Origin of the sequence: Burkholderia sp. Bp9099 (assembly GCF_003857805.1) — a bacterium.
GTDB lineage: Bacteria > Pseudomonadota > Gammaproteobacteria > Burkholderiales > Burkholderiaceae > Burkholderia.
Window position 1 is genome coordinate 86,729 of the sequence record NZ_QTPU01000021.1, and the last position, 26,322, is coordinate 113,050.

The 26,322-nt window shown below is 68.4% G+C and carries 22 protein-coding genes; 10 read left to right on the top strand and 12 right to left on the bottom strand.

Annotated elements, in window-relative coordinates; genetic code table 11:
- Positions 1-17 precede the first annotated feature (17 nt).
- Positions 18-1,283: a Zn-dependent hydrolase gene (locus DIE17_RS24160; protein WP_124487551.1), complete on the bottom strand. Its 1,266-nt coding sequence runs from the start codon at positions 1,281-1,283 to the stop codon at positions 18-20.
- Positions 1,284-1,313: 30 nt separating this feature from the next.
- The gene (locus tag DIE17_RS24165) at positions 1,314-2,624 is read right to left on the bottom strand and encodes an MFS transporter (RefSeq protein ID WP_044844932.1); all 1,311 of its coding nucleotides are present in this window, start codon (positions 2,622-2,624) and stop codon (positions 1,314-1,316) included.
- 166 nt (positions 2,625-2,790) lie between these two features.
- On the opposite strand from DIE17_RS24165, the gene DIE17_RS24170 reads away from it, so the two are divergent.
- Entirely contained in the window at positions 2,791-3,747 is a 957-nt protein-coding gene (locus DIE17_RS24170) for a LysR family transcriptional regulator (protein WP_124487628.1), read from the top strand.
- Positions 3,748-3,856: 109 nt separating this feature from the next.
- Here DIE17_RS24170 and DIE17_RS24175 read toward each other — a convergent pair whose 3' ends face one another.
- The 9 genes from DIE17_RS24175 to DIE17_RS24220 all read right to left on the bottom strand — a co-directional run bounded on the left by DIE17_RS24175 (position 3,857) and on the right by DIE17_RS24220 (position 15,397).
- Positions 3,857-4,927, bottom strand: coding sequence for a porin (locus DIE17_RS24175; protein ID WP_124487550.1), 1,071 nt, complete (start codon positions 4,925-4,927; stop codon positions 3,857-3,859).
- Between the two features lie 165 nt (positions 4,928-5,092).
- Positions 5,093-6,523 (bottom strand): purine-cytosine permease family protein, encoded by a 1,431-nt coding sequence (locus DIE17_RS24180; RefSeq protein WP_124487549.1) that lies wholly within the window; start codon positions 6,521-6,523, stop codon positions 5,093-5,095.
- Positions 6,524-6,837: 314 nt separating this feature from the next.
- Positions 6,838-7,515 (bottom strand): SOS response-associated peptidase family protein, encoded by a 678-nt coding sequence (locus tag DIE17_RS24190; RefSeq protein WP_124487627.1) that lies wholly within the window; start codon positions 7,513-7,515, stop codon positions 6,838-6,840.
- A gap of 404 nt (positions 7,516-7,919) precedes the next feature.
- Positions 7,920-9,311 carry a dihydrolipoyl dehydrogenase gene (lpdA, locus tag DIE17_RS24195; protein ID WP_124487548.1) on the bottom strand — a complete coding sequence of 464 codons (1,392 nt, stop codon included), beginning with the start codon at positions 9,309-9,311 and terminating at the stop codon, positions 7,920-7,922.
- A gap of 5 nt (positions 9,312-9,316) precedes the next feature.
- Positions 9,317-10,654 carry a dihydrolipoamide acetyltransferase family protein gene (locus DIE17_RS24200; RefSeq protein WP_124487547.1) on the bottom strand — a complete coding sequence of 446 codons (1,338 nt, stop codon included), beginning with the start codon at positions 10,652-10,654 and terminating at the stop codon, positions 9,317-9,319.
- 1 nt (position 10,655) lies between these two features.
- On the bottom strand, positions 10,656-11,699 hold the full coding sequence (locus tag DIE17_RS24205; RefSeq protein WP_124487546.1) for an alpha-ketoacid dehydrogenase subunit beta: 1,044 nt from the start codon (positions 11,697-11,699) through the stop codon (positions 10,656-10,658).
- A 2-nt stretch (positions 11,700-11,701) separates the two neighbouring features.
- On the bottom strand, positions 11,702-12,934 hold the full coding sequence (locus DIE17_RS24210) for a 3-methyl-2-oxobutanoate dehydrogenase (2-methylpropanoyl-transferring) subunit alpha (protein ID WP_044844942.1): 1,233 nt from the start codon (positions 12,932-12,934) through the stop codon (positions 11,702-11,704).
- 460 nt (positions 12,935-13,394) lie between these two features.
- Positions 13,395-14,021, bottom strand: a complete 627-nt coding sequence (locus tag DIE17_RS24215) for a flavin reductase family protein (RefSeq protein WP_124487545.1) — start codon at positions 14,019-14,021, stop codon at positions 13,395-13,397.
- Between the two features lie 227 nt (positions 14,022-14,248).
- Positions 14,249-15,397 (bottom strand): porin, encoded by a 1,149-nt coding sequence (locus DIE17_RS24220; protein ID WP_124487544.1) that lies wholly within the window; start codon positions 15,395-15,397, stop codon positions 14,249-14,251.
- Between the two features lie 1,076 nt (positions 15,398-16,473).
- Between DIE17_RS24220 and DIE17_RS24225 the strand changes: the two genes are divergently transcribed.
- The 7 genes from DIE17_RS24225 to DIE17_RS24260 all read left to right on the top strand — a co-directional run bounded on the left by DIE17_RS24225 (position 16,474) and on the right by DIE17_RS24260 (position 23,932).
- Positions 16,474-17,499: a substrate-binding domain-containing protein gene (locus DIE17_RS24225; RefSeq protein WP_044844945.1), complete on the top strand. Its 1,026-nt coding sequence runs from the start codon at positions 16,474-16,476 to the stop codon at positions 17,497-17,499.
- 65 nt (positions 17,500-17,564) lie between these two features.
- Positions 17,565-18,593: an ABC transporter substrate-binding protein gene (locus tag DIE17_RS24230; protein WP_124487543.1), complete on the top strand. Its 1,029-nt coding sequence runs from the start codon at positions 17,565-17,567 to the stop codon at positions 18,591-18,593.
- 16 nt (positions 18,594-18,609) lie between these two features.
- Positions 18,610-19,434 carry an ABC transporter permease gene (locus DIE17_RS24235; RefSeq protein WP_124487542.1) on the top strand — a complete coding sequence of 275 codons (825 nt, stop codon included), beginning with the start codon at positions 18,610-18,612 and terminating at the stop codon, positions 19,432-19,434.
- A gap of 10 nt (positions 19,435-19,444) precedes the next feature.
- The gene (locus DIE17_RS24240) at positions 19,445-20,341 is read left to right on the top strand and encodes an ABC transporter permease (RefSeq protein WP_124487541.1); all 897 of its coding nucleotides are present in this window, start codon (positions 19,445-19,447) and stop codon (positions 20,339-20,341) included.
- A 24-nt stretch (positions 20,342-20,365) separates the two neighbouring features.
- Entirely contained in the window at positions 20,366-21,397 is a 1,032-nt protein-coding gene (locus DIE17_RS24245; protein WP_124487540.1) for an ABC transporter ATP-binding protein, read from the top strand.
- Positions 21,398-21,435: 38 nt separating this feature from the next.
- Positions 21,436-22,260, top strand: coding sequence for a phosphodiesterase (locus tag DIE17_RS24250; protein WP_124487539.1), 825 nt, complete (start codon positions 21,436-21,438; stop codon positions 22,258-22,260).
- A gap of 472 nt (positions 22,261-22,732) precedes the next feature.
- A complete protein-coding gene (locus tag DIE17_RS24260; RefSeq protein WP_044848004.1) occupies positions 22,733-23,932 on the top strand; it encodes an MFS transporter in 1,200 nt (399 codons plus the stop codon).
- Positions 23,933-23,953: 21 nt separating this feature from the next.
- On the opposite strand, the gene DIE17_RS24265 is transcribed toward DIE17_RS24260, so the two are convergent.
- Entirely contained in the window at positions 23,954-25,153 is a 1,200-nt protein-coding gene (locus DIE17_RS24265; RefSeq protein ID WP_124487538.1) for an EamA family transporter, read from the bottom strand.
- Positions 25,154-25,655: 502 nt separating this feature from the next.
- Between DIE17_RS24265 and DIE17_RS24275 the strand changes: the two genes are divergently transcribed.
- Both DIE17_RS24275 and DIE17_RS24280 read left to right on the top strand, forming a co-directional pair.
- Positions 25,656-26,009, top strand: a complete 354-nt coding sequence (locus DIE17_RS24275; protein ID WP_124487537.1) for a type II toxin-antitoxin system RelE/ParE family toxin — start codon at positions 25,656-25,658, stop codon at positions 26,007-26,009.
- Positions 26,006-26,287, top strand: a complete 282-nt coding sequence (locus DIE17_RS24280; protein WP_124487536.1) for a helix-turn-helix domain-containing protein — start codon at positions 26,006-26,008, stop codon at positions 26,285-26,287. The genes DIE17_RS24275 and DIE17_RS24280 overlap by 4 nt, the downstream gene beginning before the upstream one ends.
- Positions 26,288-26,322: the final 35 nt, after the last annotated feature.

Consider the following 26,322-nt stretch of genomic DNA (forward strand, 5'->3'; position numbering starts at 1 on the left):
CTCGTCGATTCGCCGTGTCATGCGTCGTGCGCGGCCGCGGCCACGCGCGTCGCGACGCCCGCTCGTGCGAGCACCGCGTGGAGCAGCACGTTCGTGCCGCGCGTCACGTCGTCGGGCAACGCGTCCTCGGCCTCGTTGTGCGACAGCCCGTCGACGCACGGGATGAACACCATCGCGGTCGGCACGCGGCGCGCGAGCAGGATCGCGTCGTGACCGGCGCCGCTGACGATCCGCTCGTTCGTGTAGCCGAATGCGTCCGCCGCCTGCGCGACCAGTTCGACGCAGGCGCGGTCGAACGGCGCCGCCGGACTGCGCCAGCAGCTCTCGATCGACACCTGAACGCCGCGCGCGGCGGCCACGCGCGCGCCGGCATCGCGCAGCTCGCGCTCCATCGCATCGACCTGCGCATCGTCGTGATGGCGCAGGTCGACCGTGAACGTCACGTCGCCTGCGATCGTGTTGCGCGACGCGTTGCGGATGCCGACCTGCCCGATCGTCGCGAGCCCGCGCGGCGCGTAGCCCGCGACGATCCGTTCCAGTTCGAGCGCGATCTGCGCGCTCGCGAAATACGCGTCCTTGCGATACGGCATCGGCGTCGTGCCCGCATGCGCGGCCACGCCCGTCACGCTCACGTCGAGCCAGCGGATCGCCTGCCCGCCCGTGACGACGCCGATCGTCGTGCCGTTCGCCTCGAGCACCGGGCCCTGTTCGATATGCGCTTCGAAATACGCGTCGAGCGCGCCGCCCGGCGCGCGCGTGCCGCGGTAGCCGCATGCGTCCAGCGCGGCGCCGAGCGTGACACCGTCGGCATCCTGCTTCGCGAGCGCGTCGTCGAGCGGCAGCGCGCCCGTGAACACCGCCGAGCCGAGCATCGCCGGTGCGAAACGCGCGCCTTCCTCGTTGGTCCACGACACGATCTCGAGCGGCTTGTCGGTCGCGATGCCCGCATCGTTCAGCGTGCGCACGAGCTCCAGCGCGGCGAGCACGCCGTACACGCCGTCGAAGCGCCCGCCTTCGGGCTGCGTGTCGAGATGACTGCCGATCAGCACCGGCGCGGCCTGCGCATCGGTGCCGGCGCGCCGCGCGAACAGGTTGCCGACCGCATCGACGCTCACCGTCATTCCCGCGTCGCGGCACCACTGCGCGAACAGGTCGCGCCCGCGCCGATCGTCGTCGGTCAGCGCAAGGCGCCGCACACCGCCGCGCGGCGTCGCGCCGATGCGCGCCATCTCGGCCAGGCTCCGCCACAGGCGGGCACCGTCGATTTCCAGCAGGTCTTTCATTTGCACTCCGATGAATTCGTTCGTTGAGTTTCAGCGCGAGCCGAGCGCTTCGGCGGCGGCCGGCCGGGCCGCGCGGCGCGCGTCGAGCGCAACGATGCAAAGCAGCGAGACGCCGGCGAGCCCCGTGTAGAACACCGCGAGCGGCCACCACTGGCCCGCGAAGCGATGCGCGAGCCAGGTGCCGACGAGCGGCGTCAGGCCGCCCGCGATCGCGCCGCAGATCTGATAAGCGAGCGAGATCGCCGAATAGCGCACGTGCGCGGGAAACACGCCGCTCACGAAGCCGGCGATCACCGAATAGAAACCGGCCATGCAGACGACCGCGAGCGCGATGCCCGCGACGAGCGACGCGGACGTGCCGCCCTGCACGAGCATGAACATCGGGTACGGCGACAGCATCGCGAGCAGCGCGGCGATCTTCAGGAAACGCGCGCCGCCGATGCGCTCGGCGATCCACGCGGCGATCGGCTGCGCGATGAACTGGATGATCGCGACCGCGAACAGGCTGTCGAGGATCAGCGAGCGCGACACGCCGACGTACTGCGTCGTGTACGCGATCATGAACGTGTTGGTGAAATAGACGCCCGCGATCCCGATGGTGTTCGCGCCGATGCAGAGCAGCACGAGCCCCGATGCGGAGCGGAACACTTCGGCGACCGGCAGCTTCACGGTACGGTTCGTCTCCTTCACGCGCGCGAACTCCGGCGACTCGTTCACGCCGAGCCGGATCAGGATGCCGACGACGAGCAGCACCGAGCTCGCGAGGAACGGCAGGCGCCAGCCCCAGGCGAGAAAGTCGGCCTTGTCCATCGACGTGACCGCGCGGAACGCGACCAGCGACAGGATCAGCCCGGCCGGGCTGCCGAGCTGCGCGAACGACGCGAAGAAGGTGCGGCGCCCCTGCGGCGCGTGTTCGCCCGCCATCAGCACCGCGCCGCCCCACTCGCCGCCGACCGCGATCCCCTGCACGACGCGCAGCGCGACCAGCAGCACCGGCGCGAGCATGCCGACCTTCGAATAGTCGGGCAGCAGCCCGACGCAGACGGTCGCGACGCCCATCATCATCAGCGTCGTCATCAGCGCCTTCTTGCGGCCGATGCGATCGCCGAGGTGGCCGAACACGATGCCGCCGAGCGGGCGCGCGAAGAAGCCGACGGCGAACGTCGCGAACGACGCCATCGTGCTGACGAAGCGGTCATGCGACGGGAAATAGAGTTCGCCGAACACGAGCGCGGCGGCGGTCGCGTAGATGTAGAAGTCATACCACTCGATCATCGTGCCGATGAACGCGGCCGTCGCGGCACGCGCCGGCTGGCGGGCGGAAGGAAGGGACTGGGTCATGCGGGCTCCTGGCGCGCGCCGCGGCACGCGCGATATCGTGATGGCCGGCCGTCTGTCGCGGCCTCGCGCCGCACGGTGCGGCGCCCCTCCTTTATCGGCGACCGCACATCATTAGTCAAATTTCAAGTTATTATTTCGCGTATAAATTCAGCTAATGACTGACCCGATGCGCGCCGACCTCGCCCCCTTCCTCAACGACCGCCTCGACTGGAACCTGCTGCGCACGTATCTGGTGATCATGCAGGAGCGCAGCGTGAGCCGCGCGGCCGCGCGCCTGCACGTGACGCAGCCGGCCGTGAGCCAGGCGCTGCGGCGGCTCGAGGAGGCCCTCGAGCGCAAGCTGATCGAGCGGCGCGGCGCGCACTTCGCGCCGACGCCGGCCGGCGAAGCCGTGTACCGGATCGCGAGCGACATCTACGGCGGCGTGTCGCGGCTCGAAACGGAGCTCGACGACAGCACGGCCGACCTCACCGGCTCGATCCGGCTGCTGACGGTGAGCCGCATCGAGTCGCCCGTCTACGACGAATTCCTCGCCGACTTCCATCGCGCGTATCCGCGCATCGACCTGCAGATCGAGGTGATGCGCTCGTCGGACATCCTGTCGTCGCTGCTGCAGAAGACGGCCACCGCCGGGCTCGGCCTGTGCCGCACGCCGCACGACAAGCTGGAGATGCGCTGCTTCCTGCGGCAGCGCTATGCGATCTACTGCGGCCGCCATCACCGGCTGTTCGGGCAGACGCAGTTGCGGATGGACGACCTGCTCGCGGAAAACTTCGTGTCGTTTACGAGCGACCAGATCGGCGACAGCCTGTCGCCGCTCACCGTGTTCCGCGACCAGAAGGGTTTCACCGGGCGCATCGTCGCGTCGTCGCCGAGCCTCGAGGAAGTGCGGCGGCTGATCTTCGCCGGTTACGGCATCGGTTGCCTGCCCGAGCACATCGTGCGCGACGACATCGCGCAGCAACGCCTGTGGCGGCTGCCGCCGGACGATGGGCTCGTCGACGTCGACGTGTTCCTGCTGTGGCATCGCGACCGCAAGATGAACGCGGCCGAGCAGGCGTTCCTCGACGCGATGGAGCGCTGCATGCAGCGTCATTCGCTCGCGGAACGGCTGGGGATGTGAGCGCGCGGATGTTGGCGCGCGAATGCGGGCGCACGCATGCCGGCGCGCGATTGCGCGCACCCGTGACGGGAAACAGGCGCCGACCCGCGGCCCGGCGCCCGATGCCTCGTCAGAAGCGATGCACGATGCCGAGCTGCACGCCGCGCGCATTCGCGCCCGGATACGCGAGCGGCAGGCCCGGGTTCGCCGCGCCGGCGAGCGTGTAGCCGGCCTGGTTGCGGTTGCGCAGGTACGACAGCGCGCCGTAGAAGCTCGTGCGCTTCGACAGGTCGTATTCGTACATCAGCCCGAACTGGTCCGCGTTGTCGCCCTGCGAAGTCTGGTCATGCAGGTACGCATAGCCGAGCGCGACGTAGTTCGCCGGATTGAGCTGGTACTTGACCGACAGCCCGTACACGCGCGAATCGATCCCGAGGTCGGCCCACTTCACCGCGGAGAAGCCGCCGTACACGGTCGCCTTGCCGATTGCGTACGACGCGCCGGCCATGATCGTGCGATCGGTCGTGGTCGCGGTCTTGTTCTTCAGCCACTGGCCTGCGACGAATGCCGCGAACGGCCCGTGCTCGTAGGTCAGGTCGAACTGCTGGCTCGAGCCTGCCGAGCGCACGCCGCCCGCGTCGCCGAATCCGAAATACAGGCCGGCCTGGAAACCGGCGATCTCGGGGCTCTGGTACGACAGCGTATTGCTGGTGCGGAACGCGAACACGGTCAGGTTGTCCATGCCGGACGCCTGCGTGACGCCGCCGAACGCGTCCTGCCCGCCCTGGTCGTTGAACAGCGGCGAATTCTGGCGGCCCGCGCGCACCTTGCCCCACTGCCCCGCGATGCCGACCCACGCCTGCCGGTTGAACATGCTGCCCGAGCTTGCCAGCGAACCGTCGTTCGCGTTGAAGCCGTTCTCGAGCGCGAACTCGATCTTCTGGCCGCCGCCGATGTCCTCGCCGCCCTTCAGCCCGAAGCGGCTGCCCCACTGGCCGCCCGAGCCGATCGCCGCCGTGTAGCCGTTGCCGGTATTCACGTACTGCGCGAATTCGTCGATCACGCCGTACAGCGTGACGCCGTCCTGCGCGAGCGCGGCGCCCGACCCACCCAGGCATGCGGCCGTAACGGCCATGCGAAGACCGGCATGCGCCGATCGCGCTCGGGAACGATTGTCTCGTGCGTTCATCTGCTTAGTCATACTATTCAATGAAAGGAGAATGGAACGATGCCGGGCACGGTGGTCTGCCATGCCGGCATCGCGGATAACGAAGGTGAGGTACAGCGCGGCAGCCGGTCGCGCCCGGTTCGGCGCGGCGGGCCGCTCAGGCCGGCTGCAGGCCGGCCCGGCGGACGACGCGATGCGTCAGTGATGAACCTCGCCGCGTTCGAGCGGCAGGATCAGGCGCTCGGGGATGCTGCGCCGCGACGCACGCGCGCCGACGTAGTACAGCACGGCCGGCACGATGAGGCCGAGGATCCACGAGATGTCGGTGCCGCCGAGCGCGTCGACGAGCGCACCGGTATAGATGTGCGTCGACATGAACGGCAGCTGCACCAGGATGCCGACCACGTAGATCGTGATCGCCATCGCGTTCCAGCGGCCATAGCGGCCGTCCGGATCGGACAGCGCGGGCACGTCGTAGCGCGAGCGCGTGAAGCAGTAGTAGTCGACCAGGTTGATCGCGCTCCACGGCGTGAAGAACGCGAGCAGGAACAGGATGAACGCGGTGAATTCCTTCAGGAACGAATGGCGGCCGGCGAGCGCGATCAGCGTCGACACGCAGATCATCCCGAAGATGTACACGAGACGGCTCTTCGACGACACCGCGCCCTTGCCGCGGAAGCCGCTGACGATCGTCGCCATCGACATGAAGCTGCCGTACGCGTTGAGCGCGGTCACCGTCACCTTGCCGAACGCGATGCTGAAGTACAGCAGCGCGGCCACGGCGCCCGTCGAGCCGAGGCCGACGATGTACGACACCTCGTGGTGCGCGAACTGGCTGCCGGCCAGCGCCGCCGCGAACACGCCGAACACCATCGCCGCCTGCGCGCCGATCACCGAGCCGAGGCCGACCGCGAGGAACGTGGCGACCGACGACGTCGAGCGCGGCAGGTAGCGCGAGTAGTCGGCGACGTACGGGCCGAACGCGATCTGCCACGACGCGGACAGCGACATCGACAGCAGGAAGCTCGCGAGCGAGAAGTGCCGGTTCGCGAGCAGTGCGCCGACGTCGTGGTTCGCGAACAGCTGCGTGAACATGTAGACGAACGCGACGATGCCGATCACGCTCGCGATCCGGCCGACGAAGTGGATCGCGCGATAGCCGAACACCGTCAGCACGACGATCACGGCCGCGAACAACAGGATGCCGGCCGCGTCGTCGACGTGCAGCAATTGCGCGACGGCCTGCCCGGCGAGCACCGAGCCGCTGGCGGAAAAACCGATGTACATCAGGCACACGAGCACGATCGGGATCATCGCGCCGTAGACGCCGAACTGCACGCGGCTCGAGATCATCTGCGGCAACCCGAGCTGCGGCCCCTGCGCGCCGTGCAGCGCCATCACCGCGCCGCCGACGAGCTGGCCGAGCAGCAGCGCGATCAGCGACCAGAACACGTCGCCGCCGAGCACGACCGCCAGCGCGCCCGTGACGATGGCCGTGATCTGCATGTTCGCGGACAGCCACAGCGTGAACTGGCTCAGCAGTCCGCCGTGGCGTTCGGCGTCGGGAATGAAATCGATCGAGCGTACCTCGATCAGACCGCCGGCTTTTCCACTGGGATTCGTTGACACGGGTAAATCTCCAAGATACTGAGGATCACAAATGGTTGGGACGAGACGAAAAACGTGCCGAGCCGCCCTTTCGGCTCGCCGGGTGCGGGGCGCCGTGGATCGCCGGCATGCGCCACGCACGCACGGTCAGCACGCTGGCGCGCAACGGGCACGACGTGTGCCGACATTGCCAGCGGATGATCTTGTATATACAACTTGGCTGATATCGGTGATTACCCGGAATCCGGGAATTTTAGAAATCGTCTGAGAGAACGGGATACGTCCGACCTGCGCAGCAATCGGTTGCGTATGAAAAGTGTATGAAAAATGAAAGCTCAGGCGCCGGCGGGCGACACCTGATCGGGTGCGGCGACCATGTCGGTCGCAGGAAGGAGTGTCAGCATGCGCCGCACGGCCTCGACGTCGCGCGCATGCAGCCATTCGTCGTAGTCGTCGCGACGCAGGATCACGACGCCCCGCTTCTCGTCGCCGGGCCGGTGCATGCGCGCGAACACCGGATGATCGTCGGCGTTGACCGTGAGCATCGTCATGCCGATCCGCTCGCGGCCGTCGGCCGCTTCGTAGCGCCGCCAGAGGCCGGCGACGCAGCACGGTTGCCAGCCGTCGACACCGATCCGGTGCCACACGTTGCGGCCCGTCTCGTAGCACGGCTCGAAGATCCAGCGCACCGGAATCAGGCAGCGCTGGCCGTTGCGCCAGGCATTGCCGTAGAGCCGCGACGCGCCGACCGTCTCCGCGCGCGCATTCACCGTATCGAGCTTCTTTCGTTTGCGGCCGTGCTCGTCGAGACGCTCGGGCTGCATGAACTTCGGCCAGAAGCCGAACACCGCGCTGACGACCGCGAGACCGTCGCCGTCGGCACGCGCGATGGGCGCCGCGTAATCGGGATATACGTCGGGTTCCCACGGATCGCGGCGGAACAGGTCGCCGATGCCGATCCTCAGCTCGCTGATGCCCGGGTCTTCATCGGGGGCGCGGTAGTGGGTGCACATGGTTGGGCAGACGATGGACGCGATGTCTTCATCGTAGGTCAGCATGCACGCCACATGTCCGCTATTGCCTGGTATGACGAAACAGTCTTGCAACGGGTCGGCCCGCTTGACGGCGTCGTGCGCGAACCGCCGGCGCTGGCCGTCCGTTCGTTCAGCCGTGCCGCCGGCAGCTTGGCGTCGCCGGTTCCGGTTCAGGCCAAGCGTTCCGAACCGATCACATGCGCGCCCGGGCGCGCGTCGAGCGCGGCGTCGGCCTTGACCGATCGTCGGCAATCCGGATAGTCGAAGCGCGAACCGTCATGTCGAATCCGGCGCGGGAGACACGAAGCCGACGCCCGCGATCGACACAAACAAGAAGCCCCGCCGTGGCGGGGCTTCGATCAGCCGCGCGGGCCGGCTGATGCTCACACGTGCAGCGCATGTCCCAGCGCGCGCAACGCCGCCTCCTGCATCGCTTCGCCGAGTGTCGGATGCGCGTGGATCGTGCCGCCGATGTCCTCGAGCCGCGCGCCCATCTCGAGCGACTGCGAAAACGCGGCGGCCAGTTCCGACACGCCACGCCCCACCGCCTGCCAGCCGACGATCAGGTGCGTGTCGCGCCGCGCGACGACGCGCACGAAACCGTCGGTCGCCTGCAGCGTCATCGCGCGGCCGTTCGCCGCGAACGGGAACGACGCGCCGATGCAGTCGACACCGGCCGCCTTGGCGTCGTCGGGCGACCAGCCGGACGTGACGACCTCGGGATCGGTGAAGCACACGGCCGGGATCGAGGCCGGCGTGAACTTGCGGCGCCGTCCCGCGATCAGCTCGGCCACCATCTCGCCTTGCGCCATCGCGCGATGCGCGAGCATCGGCTCGCCGGCGACGTCGCCGATTGCCCATACGTTGCGCATCGACGTCCGGCATTCGTCGTCGATACGCAGCGCGCGGCCGTTGCGATCGAGCGGCATCGATTCGAGCCCGAAGCCGTCGACGCGCGGCCGGCGGCCGACCGCGACCAGCACGCGATCGGCCGGCAGGGTTTTCTCCGCGCCGTCGGGTGCCTGCACGCGCACCGCGCCGTCGCTCGCGAGGCCCAGCACCTTGTGGCCCGTCCATAGCCCGACGCCCAGCCGCGCGAGCGAATCGGCGACCGGCTTCGCGAGTTCCGCGTCGTATGCGGGCAGCACGCGCTCGGCCGCCTCGACGATGCTGACGTCGACGCCGAGCTTGCGATAGACGAATCCGAGTTCGAGCCCGATGTAGCCGGCACCGACGACGACCAGCCGCTTCGGCAACGACGCGGGCGACAGCGCCTCGGTCGACGAGACGACGTGGCCGCCGAACGGCATCGACGGCAGCGCGACCGGCTCCGAACCCGTCGCGAGCAACAGGTGCTCGCAGGCGATCCGCGTCGTGTGGTCACCGGCGACGACGTCGACCGTCTTGCCGTCGACGACGCGCGCGTCGCCGTGCAGCACGCGCACGCCGTGCTTCTTCAGCAGCGCGCCGACGCCGCGCGTGAGCCGCTCGACGATGCCGTCCTTCCACGCGACGCTTTTCGCGATGTCGATCTCCGGCGCGCGCACGCGAATCCCGAGCATCCCCTCGCCGGCCTGCCCGCGCGCCTGCTCGAACGCGTCGGCGACGTGGATCAGCGCCTTCGACGGAATGCAGCCGATGTTCAGGCACGTGCCGCCGAGCCGGTCGCGCTCGACGAGCACCGTCGGAATGCCGAGCTGCCCCGCGCGAATCGCGGCGACGTAACCGCCCGGCCCGCCGCCGATCACGAGCAGCGTGGTGTGTTCGTTCTTCATCGGGCTCACTCCACGAACAGCAGCGCCGGGCGCTCGAGCACCTCGCGCACGGCCTGGATGAATTCGGCCGCGTCCGCTCCGTCGACGACGCGATGGTCGAACGACGACGACAGGTTCATCATCTTGCGCGCGACGATCGCGCCGTCGCGGATCATCGGCCGCTCGACGATCCGGTTCACGCCGACGATGCCGACCTCGGGATGGTTGATGACCGGCGTCGACACGATGCCGCCGAGCGCGCCGAGGCTCGAGATCGTGATCGTCGAGCCGGTCAGCTCGTCGCGCTGCGCGCGGTTCGCGCGCACCGCGTCGGCGAGCCGCGCGATTTCCGCCGAGATCGACCATACGTCGCGCGCCTCCGCATGACGCAGCACCGGCACCGTTAGGCCGCCGTCCGTCTGCGTCGCGACGCCCATGTGCACCGCGCCGTATTGCGTGACGACACCGGCTTCGTCGTCGTAGCGCGCGTTGATCTGCGGGAAGTCGCGCAGCGCGATCACCATCGCGCGGATCAGCAGCGGCAGCGGCGTGAGCCGGCCGCGCGTGTCGCCGTGGCGCCGGTTCAGCTCGGCGCGCAGCGCTTCGAGCTCGGTGACGTCGATCTCCTCGACGTAGCTGAAGTGCGGAATGCGGCGCTTCGCTTCCTGCATCTTGCGCGCGATCGCGCGCCGCAGGCCAATCACCGGCACCTCGGTTGCGTCGTTGCGCTCGGCGTAGCCGCGCGCTTGCGATCCGCGCGCGGCGCCGCCGCCCGTGCGCGCATACGCGTCGAGGTCCGCATGCAGGATCCGCCCGGCCTCGCCGGTGCCGCGCACGTAGCGCAGCTCGATGCCCATGTCCCACGCGCGCTGGCGCACCGCCGGCGACGCGAGCGGCCGTTCGCCCGGCGCGAGCGCCGCGCGCGGCGGCGCCGCATGTTCCGCGCGGCGCGGCTCGGCCGGCGCGCGGGATGCGGCGTGCGTCGCTGCCTTCGACGACGCATGTGTTTCGGATCCCTCAGCGGTAGAAGATGAATCGGCAGGCACGTCGACCGCCGCCGCTCGCTGCGTCGCATCCGGGCCTGCATCGTGTGCTTTCGCGCCCGATTTCAGGTTGCCGTCGCCTTCGACTTCGAGACGAATCAGCTCGCTGCCGACCGCCATCATCTCGCCGATCCGGCCGCCGAGCTCCAGCACCTTGCCCGCCACCGGCGACGGAATCTCCACCGCCGCCTTGTCGGTCATCACATCGGCGAGCGGCTGGTCTTCGGCGATCGTCTGCCCCGGTTGCACGTGCCAGGCCACCAGCTCGACCTCGGCGATCCCTTCGCCGATATCCGGCATCTTGATGACATGAATCCCCATCTCAGGCCTCCATCACGCGTCGCAACGCTTCGCCGACCCGGGCCGGCCCGGGGAAATACGCCCATTCCTGCGCGTGCGGATACGGCGTGTCCCAGCCCGTCGTCCGCTCGACCGGTGCCTCCAGATGGTAGAAGCAGTGTTCCTGGACGAGCGACACCAGCTCCGCGCCGTAGCCGCAGGTGCGCGTCGCCTCGTGCACCACCACGCAGCGGCCGGTCTTGCGCACCGACGCGACGATCGTGTCGAGATCGACCGGCCACAGCGTGCGCAGGTCGATCACTTCCGCATCGATGCCGGTCTCCTCGGCGGCCGCCAGCGACACGTGGACGGTCGTGCCGTACGTCAGCACCGTCACGTCGTTGCCGGGCCGCACGACGGCGGCCGTGTCGAGCGGCACCGTGTAATAGCCTTCCGGCACCTCGCTGCCCGGATGCTTGAGCCACGACGTGACCGGACGCTCGTGATGGCCGTCGAACGGCCCGTTGTACAGGCGTTTCGGCTCGAGGAAGATCACCGGATCGTCGTTCTCGATCGACGCGATCAGGAGTCCTTTCGCGTCGTACGGATTCGACGGCATCACCGTGCGCAGTCCGCAGACTTGCGTGAACATCGCTTCCGGGCTCTGGCTGTGCGTCTGGCCGCCGTAGATGCCGCCGCCGCACGGCATCCGGATCGTCATCGGCGCGGTGAACTGGCCCGCCGAGCGATAGCGCAGCCGCGCGCCTTCCGACACGATCTGGTCGGAGGCCGGGTAGAAGTAGTCCGCGAACTGGATCTCGCAGACCGGCCGCAAGCCATACGCGCCCATCCCGACCGCAGCGCCCACGATCCCGCCTTCCGAGATCGGCGCATCGAACACGCGCGACTTGCCGTACTTGGCCTGCAGCCCCTCGGTGCAGCGGAACACGCCGCCGAAGTAGCCGACGTCCTGCCCGAACACGACCACGTCGTCGTCGCGGCCGAGCATCACGTCCATCGCGGAGCGCAGCGCCTGGATCATCGTCATCGGCTGGGCCGATGCCGTCGTTGTTTCATGTTGCGCCATGATCACGCTCCCAGTTCCTGGCGCTGACGGCGCAGATGCGCGGGCAGCTCCTTGTACACGTCGTCGAACATCGACGCCGGCGACGGAATGCGGTCGTCGGCCAGCGTCCCGAACTTCTCCGCTTCCTTCTGCGCGGCGATCACCTCGGCTTCCAGTTCGGCCGTGAGCGCGTCGTGCGCGCTGTCCGACCAGATGCCCTTCGCGATCAGGTGCTGCTTGAAGCGGGCGATCGGATCGCCGAGCGGGAAATGGGCCCAGTCGTCGGCCGGCCGGTATTTGGTCGGATCGTCCGACGTCGAATGCGCGCCGGCGCGATAGGTGACCCACTCGATCAAGGTCGGGCCGAGATTGCGGCGCGCGCGTTCGGCGGCCCAGGTCGACGCCGCGTAGATCGCGAGGAAGTCGTTGCCGTCGACGCGCAGCGAAGCGATGCCGCAGCCGACGCCGCGCCCGGCGAAGGTCGTCCCCTCGCCGCCCGCGATCGCCTGGAACGTCGAGATCGCCCACTGGTTGTTGACGACGTTCAGCACGACCGGCGCGCGATACACGTGCGCGAACGTCAGCGCGGTGTGGAAGTCGGCTTCCGCGGTCGCGCCGTCGCCGATCCAGGCGGACGCGATCTTCGTGTCGCCCTTGATCGCCGACGCCATCGCCCAGCCGACCGCCTGGATGAACTGCGTCGCGAGATTGCCGGAGATCGAGAAGAAGCCGGCTTCGCGGTCCGAGTACATCACCGGAAGCTGGCGCCCCTTCAGCGGGTCGCCTTCGTTCGACATCAGCTGGCAGATCATCCGTTCGAGCGGCACGTCGCGCGCGATCAGGATGCTTTGCTGGCGGTAGGTCGGGAAGCACATGTCGCCGTGACGCAGCGCCATCGCATGCGCGGCGCCGATCGCCTCTTCGCCGAGGCTCAACATGTAGAAGGAGATTTTCTTCTGACGCTGCGCGATCATCATCCGCGCGTCGAAGATGCGGGTCTTCAGCATCGCGCGCATCCCGGCGATCAGGCGCGCATCGTCGAGATCCGGCGCCCACGGGCCGAGGGCTTCGCCGTGATCGTCGAGCACGCGCACCAGGCTGCGGGCGAGATGGGCGGTGTCCGCCGGCGCTACGTCGATCGGCGGGCGGCGAACCGCGCCGGCCGGCGATAGATGCAGATAGGAAAAATCCGTCTTGCAGCCCGGGCGCCCGGTGGGCTCCGGCACATGCAGACGCAATGGCTCTGACAGGCTCATCGTGTCGTCTCCACGCTCGATTGTGTCTCACGCTGATTGGAACGCGCGGCCGGTTGCCGGCTCACGCGCGGGCTGGCACGCGGATAAGCACGCCAACCTTGGGAATGTATGCCTTGCAGTACCGGACGTCGATGCCCAACCCGCTCGTTCGGGGTGAGCAGATTTGCCATGGCGGCGACGATGGGCGAGCGGCATTGCCGGTGGGTTTGAAGGACGGTTGCGTGTGCTGCGATGCGTCAACGCGTCGGGGAGCGCGGAATCGATGCGCGTCTGTCACGCGTGTCGGAGGGTACGAAGCGAAAGACCCCGCGAAATCCTGGATTTCGGCGGGGTCTTTGTCTTTGTCGGTGCGCGTCCGCGTGCTTCAGCGCTCGCGCGCCGGATCATTCCGGCGCGTAATGGTGCGATGGGCGAGAAAGCGCGATGGCGCGATGGCGCGATGCGTCGATGATGCAATGCATCACGCGTCGGGGCGCGCGATGTCGAAGCGGCTGTCGGGCGTCACGTGCACATAGGCGGACGGGCCGCCCGCACGCAGAATGATGCCCGCGCCGAACGTATCGAAGATGCCGTCCTTCAGCAGGTCGTGACGGATATGCACGGCGACGACCTCGCCCAGCACCAGCGTGGCCGGCGTCTCGACGCCGCGGTGATCGCGCAGCCGGATCACGTCGGTCACCTTGCATTCGAAGTTGACGCCGCTTTCCGCCACGCGCGGCACGCCGACGAGGCGCGACGGAATCGCGGTCAGGCCGCCGAGTTCGAATTCGTCGACGTCGTACGGCACGGCGGCACAGGTCTGGTTCATCCGGTCGGCGAGGTCGCGCGTCGCGAGGTTCCAGACGAACTCGCCGGTTTCCTGCACGTTGCGCAGGCTGTCCTTCGCGGCGGTGCTCGAAAAGCCGATGATCGGCGGACGATAGTTGAATGCGTTGAAGAAACTGTACGGCGCGAGGTTGAGCGTGCCGTCGTTGCCGCGGGAGGAAATCCAGCCGATCGGGCGCGGGCCCACGATCGCGTTCAGCGGATCGTGCGGCAGCCCGTGGCCTTGCGACGGTTCGTAATAGTGGTAGTTCGAGTCGGTCATGGCGGGTGGTCTTGCGGGAGGGAAACGTCGTTTGATTCCATCGGCCGCGTCACGTGCGCGACGATGGTGGCGACGGCCTGTGCGACGTACGTGCCAAGTATCACACGGCGGCGCTTTCGTCGCAGCGAAGTGGCCCGCCATGGCCCGTCGAGCCGACATTTCCCTTCAAGCCCGAAGTTCAGGACTTTTTTACCCACACATGACCGATAACCGCCCGGATAGCAGCGTCAGAAATGATGCAGCAGCGCGACTCGCGCGACGAATTGATTCGGGCCCGACGAGATATCGGCGGCGCCCGGAACGTACGCGTAGTCGAAGTCGGTTCCAGTGTGCGCGTTCAGCGCATGCTGATAGACACCTTCGACGAATACCGACGTGCGTTTCGACAAGTCGTAGTTCAGCTTCGCGCTCAGTTGATGCCACTTCGGATTGAACGCGCCGACCGTCGACGCGACGCGGGCCTGCGTGTACGTATATGCCGCGCCGACGTAGAACGCGGTCGTGAAGTGATAGAGGCCGTTCACCTCGAAGTTGTCGAATTTCCACGACTGCCACGCACCGCCCGCCGGCTGCGTCGTACCGGTGAAATACGCGTTCGAAGTCGGATCGTAGACGTCGACGTGCGAATACGTGAATCCCACGAGGGCATTCGAGAACGCATAATTCACGCCGATGCCGATGTTCTGCTGCGACGATGCATCGAACGTGTTGTCGCCGGTGATCGCCCCGTTCGAATCGGCATTGCGTGCGTTGTTGATCTTCAAATACGAGGCGCCGACCGTCAGCCCGCCCTGCTGGTATTGCAGCGCGGCGCCATATAGACGGTTGTTCGCGAAGCCGCCCGCCTGATTGCTGAATCCATACATCGCCTCCGCGGTAACGCCGTGCCATACGGGCGACACGTACTTGACCGCATTGTTCACGCGGAACGAGTAGTCGGTGTTGTCGTTGTCGTACGGATGCGAGAACAGGTAGCCGGTCCAGTTGCCGTTTGCGGTGAGCGGCGAGAAGATGTCGACGCTCGGATCGTACTGACGACCGAACGTCAGGGTGCCGTATCGGTCCGACGCGATGCCGACGAACGCCTGACGGCCGAATTCCCGGCCGCCCTGGCTCATTTTTCCGTTGTTGACGTCGAAGCCGCTCTCGAGCGTGAAAATCGCCTGGTAGCCTGCTCCGAGGTCTTCGGTGCCCTTGATGCCCCAGCGGCTGCCGTAGTCATAGCCGCTTTGCAGTTGCACGGTGCCGTGGCCGCGTGCGTTGCTTGTGTAGTTGATACCGTCCTCGATCTTGCCGTACAGCGTCACGCTGCTTTGTGCATGCGCCGCGGCAGCAAGCAAGGCGGCGGGTGCGATGATCCCCAAACGCATGTTCATGACGATTTACCCCCAGGTCTTTCGTTTGCTGGTCGCAACGGTTGCGTGCTGCGAATGTGCGTCGCATCGATGTTTCCCCGCGATGCGACGGGCGCAGTGTAATGAGCCGTTTTTCTGCTGTTAGTGGCCTGCAGCGGAAAGGTGCTCTCCAGAACGCCGGCTGTTTTTCGGCGCGGAAAGCGGATAGCCGGGTGTTGAAGCGCGCCTCATTCGGGCGACGAGCGGACGCCTGAAGCAAATCGCGGGGAATCGATATTTCAATCGCCGGTACGTTTGCGTTTGGCCAGCGCGGGGGATCTACGGGAACCGGCCGCCGCCATCGAAGCGAAGCACGACCTGAAAAACAAAAAACCCGCGAGCGGCTTGTTTCTCGCGGGTTTTCGGAACGTCATGGAATCGCATGGAAGCGATCTTGGTGCCGGGGACCGGACTCGAACCGGCAAGCCAGTTAAGGCGGCGGATTTTCGTCACACTGCTTCTTTCAAAGCCGGCGTCGTCGAAACGACGCCGTTCGTGCGCTGGACTATGCCTTCGCCGTCGCGCGCGGGCGGTATTACCGCCCGTGCGCCTTAGGCGCCCCCCGTCTAGTCTCTACACCTTCCTCGCTGCAGTCGTACCGCGAGGCTTGGCTCGGCGTTGCCTCGACGCACGGCGCGCGTCAGGGGTTTCACCGAATTTGAAGGGTTCTGCACCGGTCGTTTCCGGCCGGGCACTCAATCGTTTAAGTCCGCTATGTTTACCAATTTCATCACCCCGGCAAAAGGGCGGACGCGATTCTACCATTGCTTGCGCATGCATTAGCTGATTCGCGCGCATTGCATCGCGATGCAGCATGTCGGCCTGCCCTGTCCATACCCGAACTCGAGCGCCGCAATCGACGTCGGCGCGACACCGTCGCCGATTTCCTCCCGCGCCGCAGCATCCGTCGATACAATCGAATCCGCCCCGCTCGCCGGGCGCCAACCGTCTGATGTTTGTATCGCATCTTTTACGAAACAGACGTCTCGTCAGTCATCGCGAAGTCACAAACGCTTTCGATAATTCTCCCGTCGAAAACGTTTACATCGCGTAACTTCATGCCCCCGACCATCAAGGACGTCGCCGCGCTCGCCGGCTTCTCGATCGCCACCGTCTCGCGTGCGATCAACGCGCCGCATACCGTCAGCCCCGCCACGCTGGCGACCATCCGCACCGCCATCGACACGCTGCAGTTCCGCCCGAGCCCGCTCGGCCGGCAGTTGCGCGGCGAGCGCACGCGGCTCGTCGGTGTCGTCCTGCCGACGCTGTCGAACCCTGTATTCGCCGACTGCCTGCAGGGCATCGACGAACTCGCGACCGCGGCCGGCTTCAAGCTGATCCTGATGACGACCGAATACGACGCGGCGCGCGAGCGCCACGCGATCGAGACACTGCGCGAGCAGCGCGTCGAGGGGCTGATCCTGACCGTCGCCGATGCGGACACGCATCCGCTGCTCGACATGCTCGACCGCGACGGCCCGCACTACGTGCTGATGCACAACGACACGCAACGCCGCCCGTCGGTGTCGGTCGACAACCGCAGCGCCGCCTACGACGGCGTGCGCATGCTGACGGCACGCGGTCATCGCCGCGTGCTGATGCTGGCCGGTTCGCTCGCCGCGTCGGATCGCGCTCGCCAGCGCCATCTCGGCTACGCGCAGGCGCTCGAGGAGGCCGGCGTCGCGACGCTGCCGCCGGTCGAGGTCGACTTCAACGCGGCCGAGCTGCCCGACGCGGTGCTCGCGCACCTCACCGCGCGAGCCACGCGCCCGACCGCCCTCTTCTGCAGCAACGACCTGCTCGCGATGGTCGTGATGCGCGGCTTGCGCCGCGCGGGCTTCTCGATTCCCGACGACCTGTCGGTGCTCGGCTTCGACGGCATCGCGATCGGCGAGCTGCTCGCACCGCCGCTCGCGAGCGTCGCGACGCCGAACCAGGACATCGGCCGTCATGCATGGCAGCGCCTCGTCGAATGCATCGGCGGCGCGACGATCGAGCGCACGTCGCTGATCCTGCCGCATACGGTGCGCGACGGCGCGACGGTCGCGCCGCCGGCCGCCGACCTGCAGTTGCACCAAGCCTGAACGCACGCGCCGCGCCATCGTGCACGGCGCGCGCAAGCTACCCCGCCCCCGCCCGGAGATCCATCGTGTCCTTTCGCCTGACCTCGCTGCTGCGCGTGCTCGCAGCCCCCGTCGCCTGCGCCGCGCTCGTCGCGTTCGCACCCGCGGCCCATGCCGACGAATCGGCGATCTGCTACAACTGCCCGCCCGAATGGGCCGACTGGGCCGCGCAGATCGCGGCGATCAAGCAGAAGACCGGCATCCGCGTGCCGTTCGACAACAAGAACTCGGGCCAGGCGATCGCGCAGCTGATCGCCGAGCAGAAGAGCCCGGTCGCCGACGTCGTCTATCTCGGCGTGTCGTCGGCGTTCCAGGCGAAGGACAAGGGCGTGATCGCGCCGTACAAGCCCGCGCACTGGAACGACATCCCCGCGAACCTGAAGGACCCGCAGGGCTACTGGTTCGCGATCCACTCGGGCACGCTCGGCTTCTTCGTGAACAAGGACGCGCTCGACGGCAAGCCGGTCCCGCGCTCGTGGGCCGACCTGCTGAAGCCCGAATACAAGGGCATGGTCGGCTACCTCGATCCGTCGAGCGCGTTCGTCGGCTATGCAGGCGCCGTGGCCGTCAACCAGGCGCTCGGCGGCAGCCTCGACGACTTCAAGCCGGGGCTCGACTGGTTCCGCAAGCTGAAGGCGAACGCGCCGATCGTGCCGAAGCAGACCGCGTATGCGCGCGTGCTGTCCGGCGAGATTCCGATCCTGCTCGACTACGACTTCGACGCGTATCGCGCGAAGTACAAGGATCACGCGAACGTCGAGTTCGTGATTCCGAAGGAAGGCACGATCGCGGTGCCGTACGTGATGAGCCTCGTGAAGGGTGCGCCGCACGACGCGAACGGCAGGAAGGTGCTCGACTTCGTGCTGTCCGACGAAGGCCAGAAGCTGTGGGCCAATGCGTACCTGCGTCCGGTGCGCGCGCAGACGCTCGGCGCCGACGTCGCCGCGAAGTTCCTGCCGGCGAGCGAATACGCCCGGGCGAAATCGGTCGACTTCGGCAAGATGGCGGCCGGCCAGCAAGCGTTCGGCCAGCAATACCTGCAAGTGATGCAGTAAGCGCCGGACCCACGCCATGCTCGACCTGACTTTCCCGCTGCGCTGGCGCGTCGCCCTCGTCGCGCCGGCGCTCGCGGTGTTCGCCGCGTTCTGGCTGCTGCCGATGGCGGCGCTCGTGCGGGTGTCCGCCGACGGCGCGTTCTTCACGCAATACGCGGCGCTGCTCGGCAACGCGCGTTACATGACGAGCCTCGGCGAAACGATAGCGTTGTCGGCCGGCGTCACGCTCGCGACGCTGGCGCTGTCGACGACCTCGGGCCTGCTGCTCGCGCGCCGCGAATTCGCCGGCAAGCGCGTGCTGCTCGCGCTGCTCACCTTTCCGCTCGCGTTCCCGGGCGTCGTGGTCGGCTTCATGGTGATCATGCTCGCCGGCCGGCAGGGGCTGATCGGGATGCTGTCCGCGAAGCTGACCGGCGACAAGTGGGTGTTCGCGTATTCGGTTGCCGGGCTGTTCGTCGGCTACCTGTACTTCTCGATCCCGCGCGTGATCGTCACCGTGATCGCGGCCGCGTCGAAGCTCGACGCGTCGCTCGAGGAAGCCGCGCGCTCGCTCGGCGCGTCGCCGTGGCGCATCTTCGTCGACATCGTGCTGCCGGCGCTCGCGCCGGGCCTGGTCGCGGCCGGCGCGATCTGCTTCGCGACCGCGATGGGCGCGTTCGGCACCGCCTTCACGCTCGCCACCGACCTGAACGTGCTGCCGATGACGATCTACACCGAGTTCACGCTGAACGCGAACATCGCGACGGCCGCCGGCCTGTCGATCGTGCTCGGCATCGTCACGTGGGCCGTGCTCGCGCTCGCGCGCCGGTTCACCGGCCACACCGCCGCCGCCGCGGCCTGAGGATTCCTTCATGCAATCGCTTTCCGGTTCGTCCGCGCCGTCGCCGGCGCCCGCTCCGTCGCACGCGAACGGCACCGCCAGACGCGCGCCGCGCGTGTCGGGCGCGCGCGCGATCGCGGCGCTGCAATGGGGCGTCACGCTGCTGCTGTGCGCGTTCCTGATCGTGCCCGTCGTGATGTCGGTACTCGCGGGCCTCACCGTCAACTATTTCCGCGGGCTGTCGAGCGGCCTCACGCTGCGCTGGCTCGAACAGGTGTGGCAGCAGTACCAGGGCTCGGTCGCGCTGTCGCTCGGCGTCGCGTTCGCGACGCTCGCGATCGTGCTCGCCGTCGGCGTGCCGGCCGGCTATGCGCTCGCGCGCAGCAAGAGCCGCGTCGCCCGCGTGATCGAGGAAGCGCTCGTGCTGCCGGTCGCGCTGCCGGGCCTCGCGTCGGCGCTCGCGCTGCTGGTCGTGTACGGCGGCTTCACCGCGTTCCGGATGAGCCTGTGGTTCATCGTCGTCGGCCACGTCGTGTTCACGCTGCCGTTCATGGTGCGCGCGGTCGCGGCGGTCGCCGCCGGCGCCGACCTGCGCACGCTCGAGGAAGGCGCGGCGAGCCTCGGTGCGTCGTTCGTCACGCGCTTCGTCACGATCGTGCTGCCGAACCTGCGCCCCGGCATCGTCGCGGGCGCGCTCGCGGTGCTCACGCTGTCGATCGGCGAATTCAACCTGACCTGGATGCTGCATACGCCCGACACGAAGACGCTGCCCGTCGGGCTCGCCGATACCTATGCGTCGCTGCGCCTCGAAGTCGGCAGCGCGTACACGATCGTGTTCCTGCTGATGACGCTGCCGCTCCTCGTCGCGATGCAGTGGCTCGGCGTCGATCCGTCCGGCACGCGCGCGCTGACGCGTCGCCCGCGCTGACCCTGCGCTGACCTTACCCTTCCCATGAAACTCGATTCCACCCCCATCACCCTGACCCGCTGCGCGAAGACGTTCCGCGGCACGCGCGTGCTCGAACCGCTCGACCTGTCGATCGGCGCGGGCGAGACGCTCGTGCTGCTCGGCCCGTCGGGCTGCGGCAAGACGACGACGCTGCGCCTGATCGCGGGCCTCGACACGCCGGATGCCGGCGGCACGATCCGGTTCGGCGGCGACGACGTGACCGCGCTGCCGATCGAGCGCCGCCAGGTCGGCATGGTGTTCCAGAACTACGCGCTGTTCCCGAACCTCACGGTGCGCGGCAACGTCGGCTACGGACTGAAGATCCGCAAGACCGAGCCGCGCGCGCTGCGCGAACGCGTCGACGAGCTGCTCGCGATGATGCGGCTCGACGCGCATGCGGACAAACCGGTCGATCAGCTGTCCGGCGGCCAGCGCCAGCGGGTCGCGCTGGCGCGTGCGCTCGCGGTGCGCCCGCGCGTGCTGCTGCTCGACGAGCCGCTGACCGCGCTCGACGCGAAGCTGCGCGACGTGCTGCGCCGCGAGATGAATGCGCTGTTGCGCGAGCTCGGCGTGACGACCGTCTACGTCACGCACGACCAGGCCGAGGCGATGGAACTCGGCGACCGGATCGTCGTGATGGGCGCGGGCCGCATCGAGCAGATCGGCACGCCGCGCGACATCTACTACCGCCCGGCGAACCGCACGGTCGCGCAGTTCATCGGCACGCTGAACCGGCTTGCAGGACAATGGCAGGACGGCGCGCTCGTGACGACGGGGGGCGCGATCGTCACGCCGCATGCCGCCGACGAGTGGTTCTTCCGTCCGGAGGATGCGCAGCTCGCCGATCCCGCGCATGCGCCGCTGCGCGGCGCGATCGGCGCGTGCGCGTTTCTCGGCGAACGCACGCGGCTCACGATCGAGCATGCGGCACCCGACGCGCTCGTGATCGACGTGCCGGGCCGCATCGAGCTCGCGCGCGGCACGGCGGTCGGCCTCACGATCGCGCCGGAAGGCCTGATCGCGCTCGCCGCGTAACACCGCCCCACGATAACCACACATTCCGAGGAACGACGATGCTGCTTGCTCAAATCAGCGATCTCCACATCAAGCGCCCGGGCCAGCTCGCGTACCGACGCGTCGACACGGCCGCCGCGCTCGCGCGCTGCATCGCGAAGCTGAACGCGCTGGTGCCGCGCCCCGACGCGGTGCTCGTCACCGGTGACCTGACCGACTTCGGCCACGACGACGAATACCGCCACCTGCGCGACCTGCTCGCGCCGCTCGAGATTCCGTATTACCTGATGGTCGGCAATCACGACGATCGTGCGGGGTTGCGCCGCGCGTTCGCCGATCGTCCCGAATTGCAGGACGGCGAGTTCGTGCAGTACGCGCTCGACGTCGGCGCCGTGCGCGTGCTCGCACTCGATTCGCAGGTGCCCGGCACGAGCCATGGCGACCTGTGCGATGCGCGGCTCGCGTGGCTCACCGCGCAACTCGACGCTGCGCGCGACCGGCCGGTGATCGTCGCGCTGCATCACCCGCCGTTCGTGTCCGGGATCGGACATATGGACGCGCTGCGCCTCGCGCCCGCCGCCGCCACGAAACTCGACGCGCTGCTGCGGCGCTATCCGAACGTCGAGCGCGTGCTGTGCGGCCACGTGCACCGGACGATGTTCACGCGCTTCGGCGGCACGCTCGCATCGGCCGTGCCGGCGCCCGCGCACCAGGTCGCGTTCGATTTGCGAGCGGACGCGCCGTCCGCGTTCCGGCTCGAGCCGCCCGCGTTCGCGGTGCACGTCCATACGCCGGACATGGGGATGACGTCCCATCACGTGTACGTGGACGAAGGCGACGGGCCGTATCCGTTCTATGAGCCGAGCGGGGAACTGGTCGACTGAACCGTACGCAATCGCGGATGCATGACGAGCGGCTGCGGCCGGTCGGGGCCGCGTCGAATGATTGCGGTTGATTGCGGTTGATTGCGGCTGAGCGCGGCCCGCCATGCTGCGATCGCGCCAGCCGCGCAGCCGACTGCGCTTCTGCGCTTCTGCGCTTCTGCGCTTCTGCGCTTCTGCGCTTCTGCGCTTCTGCGCTTCTGCGCTTCTGCGCTTCTGGGCTTCTGGGCTTCTGGGCTTCTGGCCGCTGGGCCCGCTGGGCCCGCTGAGCCGCTGAGCCGCTGAGCCGTTGGGCCGTTGGGCCGTTGGGCCGCTGAGCCGCTGAGCCGCTGAGCCGCTGGGCCGCTGGGCCGCAGCACCGCCGGCACGATTCCCGGTGCTCCGGTATGATCGGCACGCTCGCTCGGCGCCCGGCCGCCTGCGCCACCGACGCCGCGCCGCGCGCCACGCCGCCCAACTCCGTTCCGTTGCCGCCATGTCCGCCGCCTCCACCGACCGTCCGACCGACGCCGCCTCGCCCCACTACTCGCGCAGCCTGCTGTTGCTGCTCGCGACGATCGCTGGCGTGTCGGTCGCGAACATCTACTACAACCAGCCGCTGCTCGACAGCTTCCGCTCGGCCTTCCCGGACGGCGCGTCATGGATCGGCGCGGTGCCGACCGCGACGCAGCTCGGCTATGCGGCCGGGATGTTCCTGCTCGCGCCGCTCGGCGACCGCTTCGATCGCCGCGGGCTGATCCTGATGCAGATCGCGGGCCTGTCGATCGCGCTGATCGTGGCCGCGGCCGCGCCGTCGCTGGCGGTGCTGGCCGTGGCGAGCCTTGCGATCGGCGTGCTCGCGACGATCGCGCAGCAGGCCGTGCCGTTCGCGGCCGAGATCGCGCCGCCGGCCGAGCGCGGGCATGCGGTCGGCACCGTGATGAGCGGCCTGCTGCTCGGCATCCTGCTGGCGCGCACGGCGGCCGGCTTCGTCGCCGAATATTTCGGCTGGCGGGCGGTGTTCGGCGCGTCGGTCGCGGCGCTCGTCGCGCTGGCCGCGGTGATCGTGCTGCGGCTGCCGCGCAGCTCGCCGACGTCGACGCTTCCGTACGGCAAGCTGCTCGGCTCGATGTGGCACCTGGCGGTCGAACTGCGCGGGCTGCGCGAGGCGTCGCTGACGGGCGCCGCGCTGTTCGCCGCGTTCAGCGCGTTCTGGCCGGTGCTCACGCTACTGCTCGCCGGTGCGCCGTTCCACCTCGGCCCGCAGGCCGCAGGGCTGTTCGGCATCGTCGGCGCGGCCGGTGCGCTGGCTGCACCGTACGCGGGCCGTTTCGCGGACACGCGCGGCCCGCGCGCGATCATCTCGCTCGCGATCGCGCTGCTCGCGGCGTCGTTCGTGATTTTTGCGCTGTCGGGAACGAGCCTCGTCGGGCTCGTGATCGGCGTGATCGTGCTGGATGTCGGCGTGCAGGCCGCGCAGATCTCGAACCAGTCGCGCATCTACGCGCTGAAGCCCGAGGCGCGCAGCCGCGTGAACACCGTGTACATGGTGTGCTACTTCATCGGCGGCGCGCTCGGCTCGTCGGCCGGCGTCGCGGCGTGGCACGCCTTTGGCTGGATCGGCATGTGCGCGGCCGGCCTGCTGTTTACCGCACTCGCCGGCTGGTCCCACCATCGCGGCGCACGTCGCGACTGAACGCCGCCCTGCGCGCCGGCGTCATGCGTCGGCCCGCGACGCGGCCGGATTGACGGCCGGCGGCGGCGTGAATGCCTGCGCGGGATCCATGACCGCGGCCGGGTCCACGACGGCGGCCGGTGCGGGCACCGCAAGCGGTACCGCGGAAGGCGCGAGGATCGGTGCCGGCTCCGGCATCGCCGCCTGAGCCGGTACTGACGCCGCATCCGCCGTCGGTTCGGCGGCGACGGTTGCCGCGGTCGCCACGGTCACCACGCCCGGCGCGGCATCGGCCGCCGCGCGCACCGCGGGCCGGCGCGCGGGATCGAACAGGAACGACAGCCCGACGCTGCCGAGGATCGCGACGGTGGCGACCACGGTTGCCGTCGTCACGGGCTCGCCGAGCATCAGCGCGCCGAGCGCGACCGCGACGATCGGGTTCACGTACATGCAGCTGCTCGCGATGATCGGGCTCGTGTGGCGAATCAGGTAGCCGTACGCGACGTACGCGGCCATCGTGCAGAACACCATCAGGTACACGAACGCGAACACCGGCGCGACCGCGACCTGCTCGATGCGCTCGCCCATCAGCCACGCCCCGATCGTGGACATCAACCCGCCCAGGCCGATCTGCAGCGACGTCGACAGGAACAGGTCGGACGGCAGCTTGAGCCGCGTCGCGAGATGCGCGCCGCCCGCCCAGAACAGCGCGCCGGCCAGCACGCAGATCGTGCCGAGCGCCGAGTTCGCGGCGGCCGCGCCGCCCGAATTCAGCACGACGATGCCGACCATCCCGAGCGCGACGGCCGCCCACTCGCCCTTCGTCACCGCGCGCCCGGCGACCGCCGCGATCACGGTCGCGAACAGCGGCACCGTCGCGACCATCACCGCGGCCGAGCCGCTGCTGACCGTGCGCATCCCGAGCGCGATCGTGCCCGACGACAGCGCGACCAGCATCGTGCCGACGATCGCCGAGTTGCGGATTTCGAGCAGCGTCGGCCATTCGGGCTTGCGCCGCAGCGCGAAGATGAACAGGCCGATCCCGCCGAGCAGGTTGCGCAGCCCCGACAGCAGCAGCGGCGGGAACGACTGCAGCGCGAAATGCAGGCCGCTGTAGGTCGAACCCCAGACGAAATAGATGAAGACGAGGGCGAGCGCGACGCGGCCGCCGCGGCTTTGCGGCAGGCGGATCCGGATCGGCAGGCGGGCGAGGAAATCGAGGAGGCGGTCGAGCGGGGTCATCGTTCAGCCCGCCCGCACGACGTGTCGCGTGCTCCGCTGAAAGACGCCGGAGAGACCGGCAAACGGCCCTGACTGGACCGGGAAGGCGGAGACGGACGTGCGGAACGACATGGCAGTGCGAACGGCGACGAATAAGAACCGGCAAGCGGCGGCAGAGGGTCGAAAAGCGGGCGCGAGCCGCTTCGGCTGCGCACGCTCGGCATTATGGCATCAAGGATTCGAAAGCATCATCAGACCAGTCTGAAAGCTTATCGACTGACGTTTCGGCGCGACATTTTTCGGCATCCGGACCAACCGGAGCGGGGGCCGGATACGCGCGGCGCGGGCGTCGCGCGGGCCGCCCGGCATCCCGTCCTGCAGCAGCGATCGCTCCATCGGCCTGATGGCCAGTCATGCGCTTCAGCGGTCGCTTCGCGCTTATGGTGATGATCGGCGACGGTCGGCAGGCGCATCCGGCCGCCGACATTCGCCCTTTCGACCCGCACACCACCCATACAAAATTTTGTATAATTCCACCATTCTTGCGCCGAAGCCCGTCGTGTTCGTCGGCACCGCACTCGACGACCTGCGCGGCTTTCCGCTTCTCGCGCGCCGCGAAGCCGGCCACCAGATCGACCAGGTTCAGCGTGGCCTCGCGCCCGACGACTGGAAGCCGATGCGCACCGTCGGCCCGGGCGTGCGGGAAATTCGCCTGCGCGATGCGAGCGGTGCGTTCCGGATCGTCTACGTCGCGACCTTCGCCGACGCGATCTACGTGCTGCATTGCTTCCGCAAGCAGTCGGCACGCACCTGCAAGACCGATATCGACCTGGCGGCCCGACGCTACCGGGCGCTGATGATGGAGAGGAAACGATGAGCAACGAACGTCATGCGAGCGTCTGGGACGCACTCGAAGGCCGGCCGGCCGAAGCCGAGAACATGAAGCTGCGCTCCGAGCTGATGATCGCGCTCAAGCAGCGCATCGCGCAGCTCGAGCTCAGCCAGGCGCAGGCCGCGCAACGGCTGGGCGTCACGCAGCCGCGCGTGTCCGATCTGCTGCGCGGCAAGATCAACCTGTTCGGGCTCGACGCGCTCGTGAACATGGCGGCGGCGGTCGGCCTGCGCGTCGACCTGCAGGTGCGCGAATCCGTGTGACACGCCGCGACGCAGGCAGCACGCGTTCGCGCGCC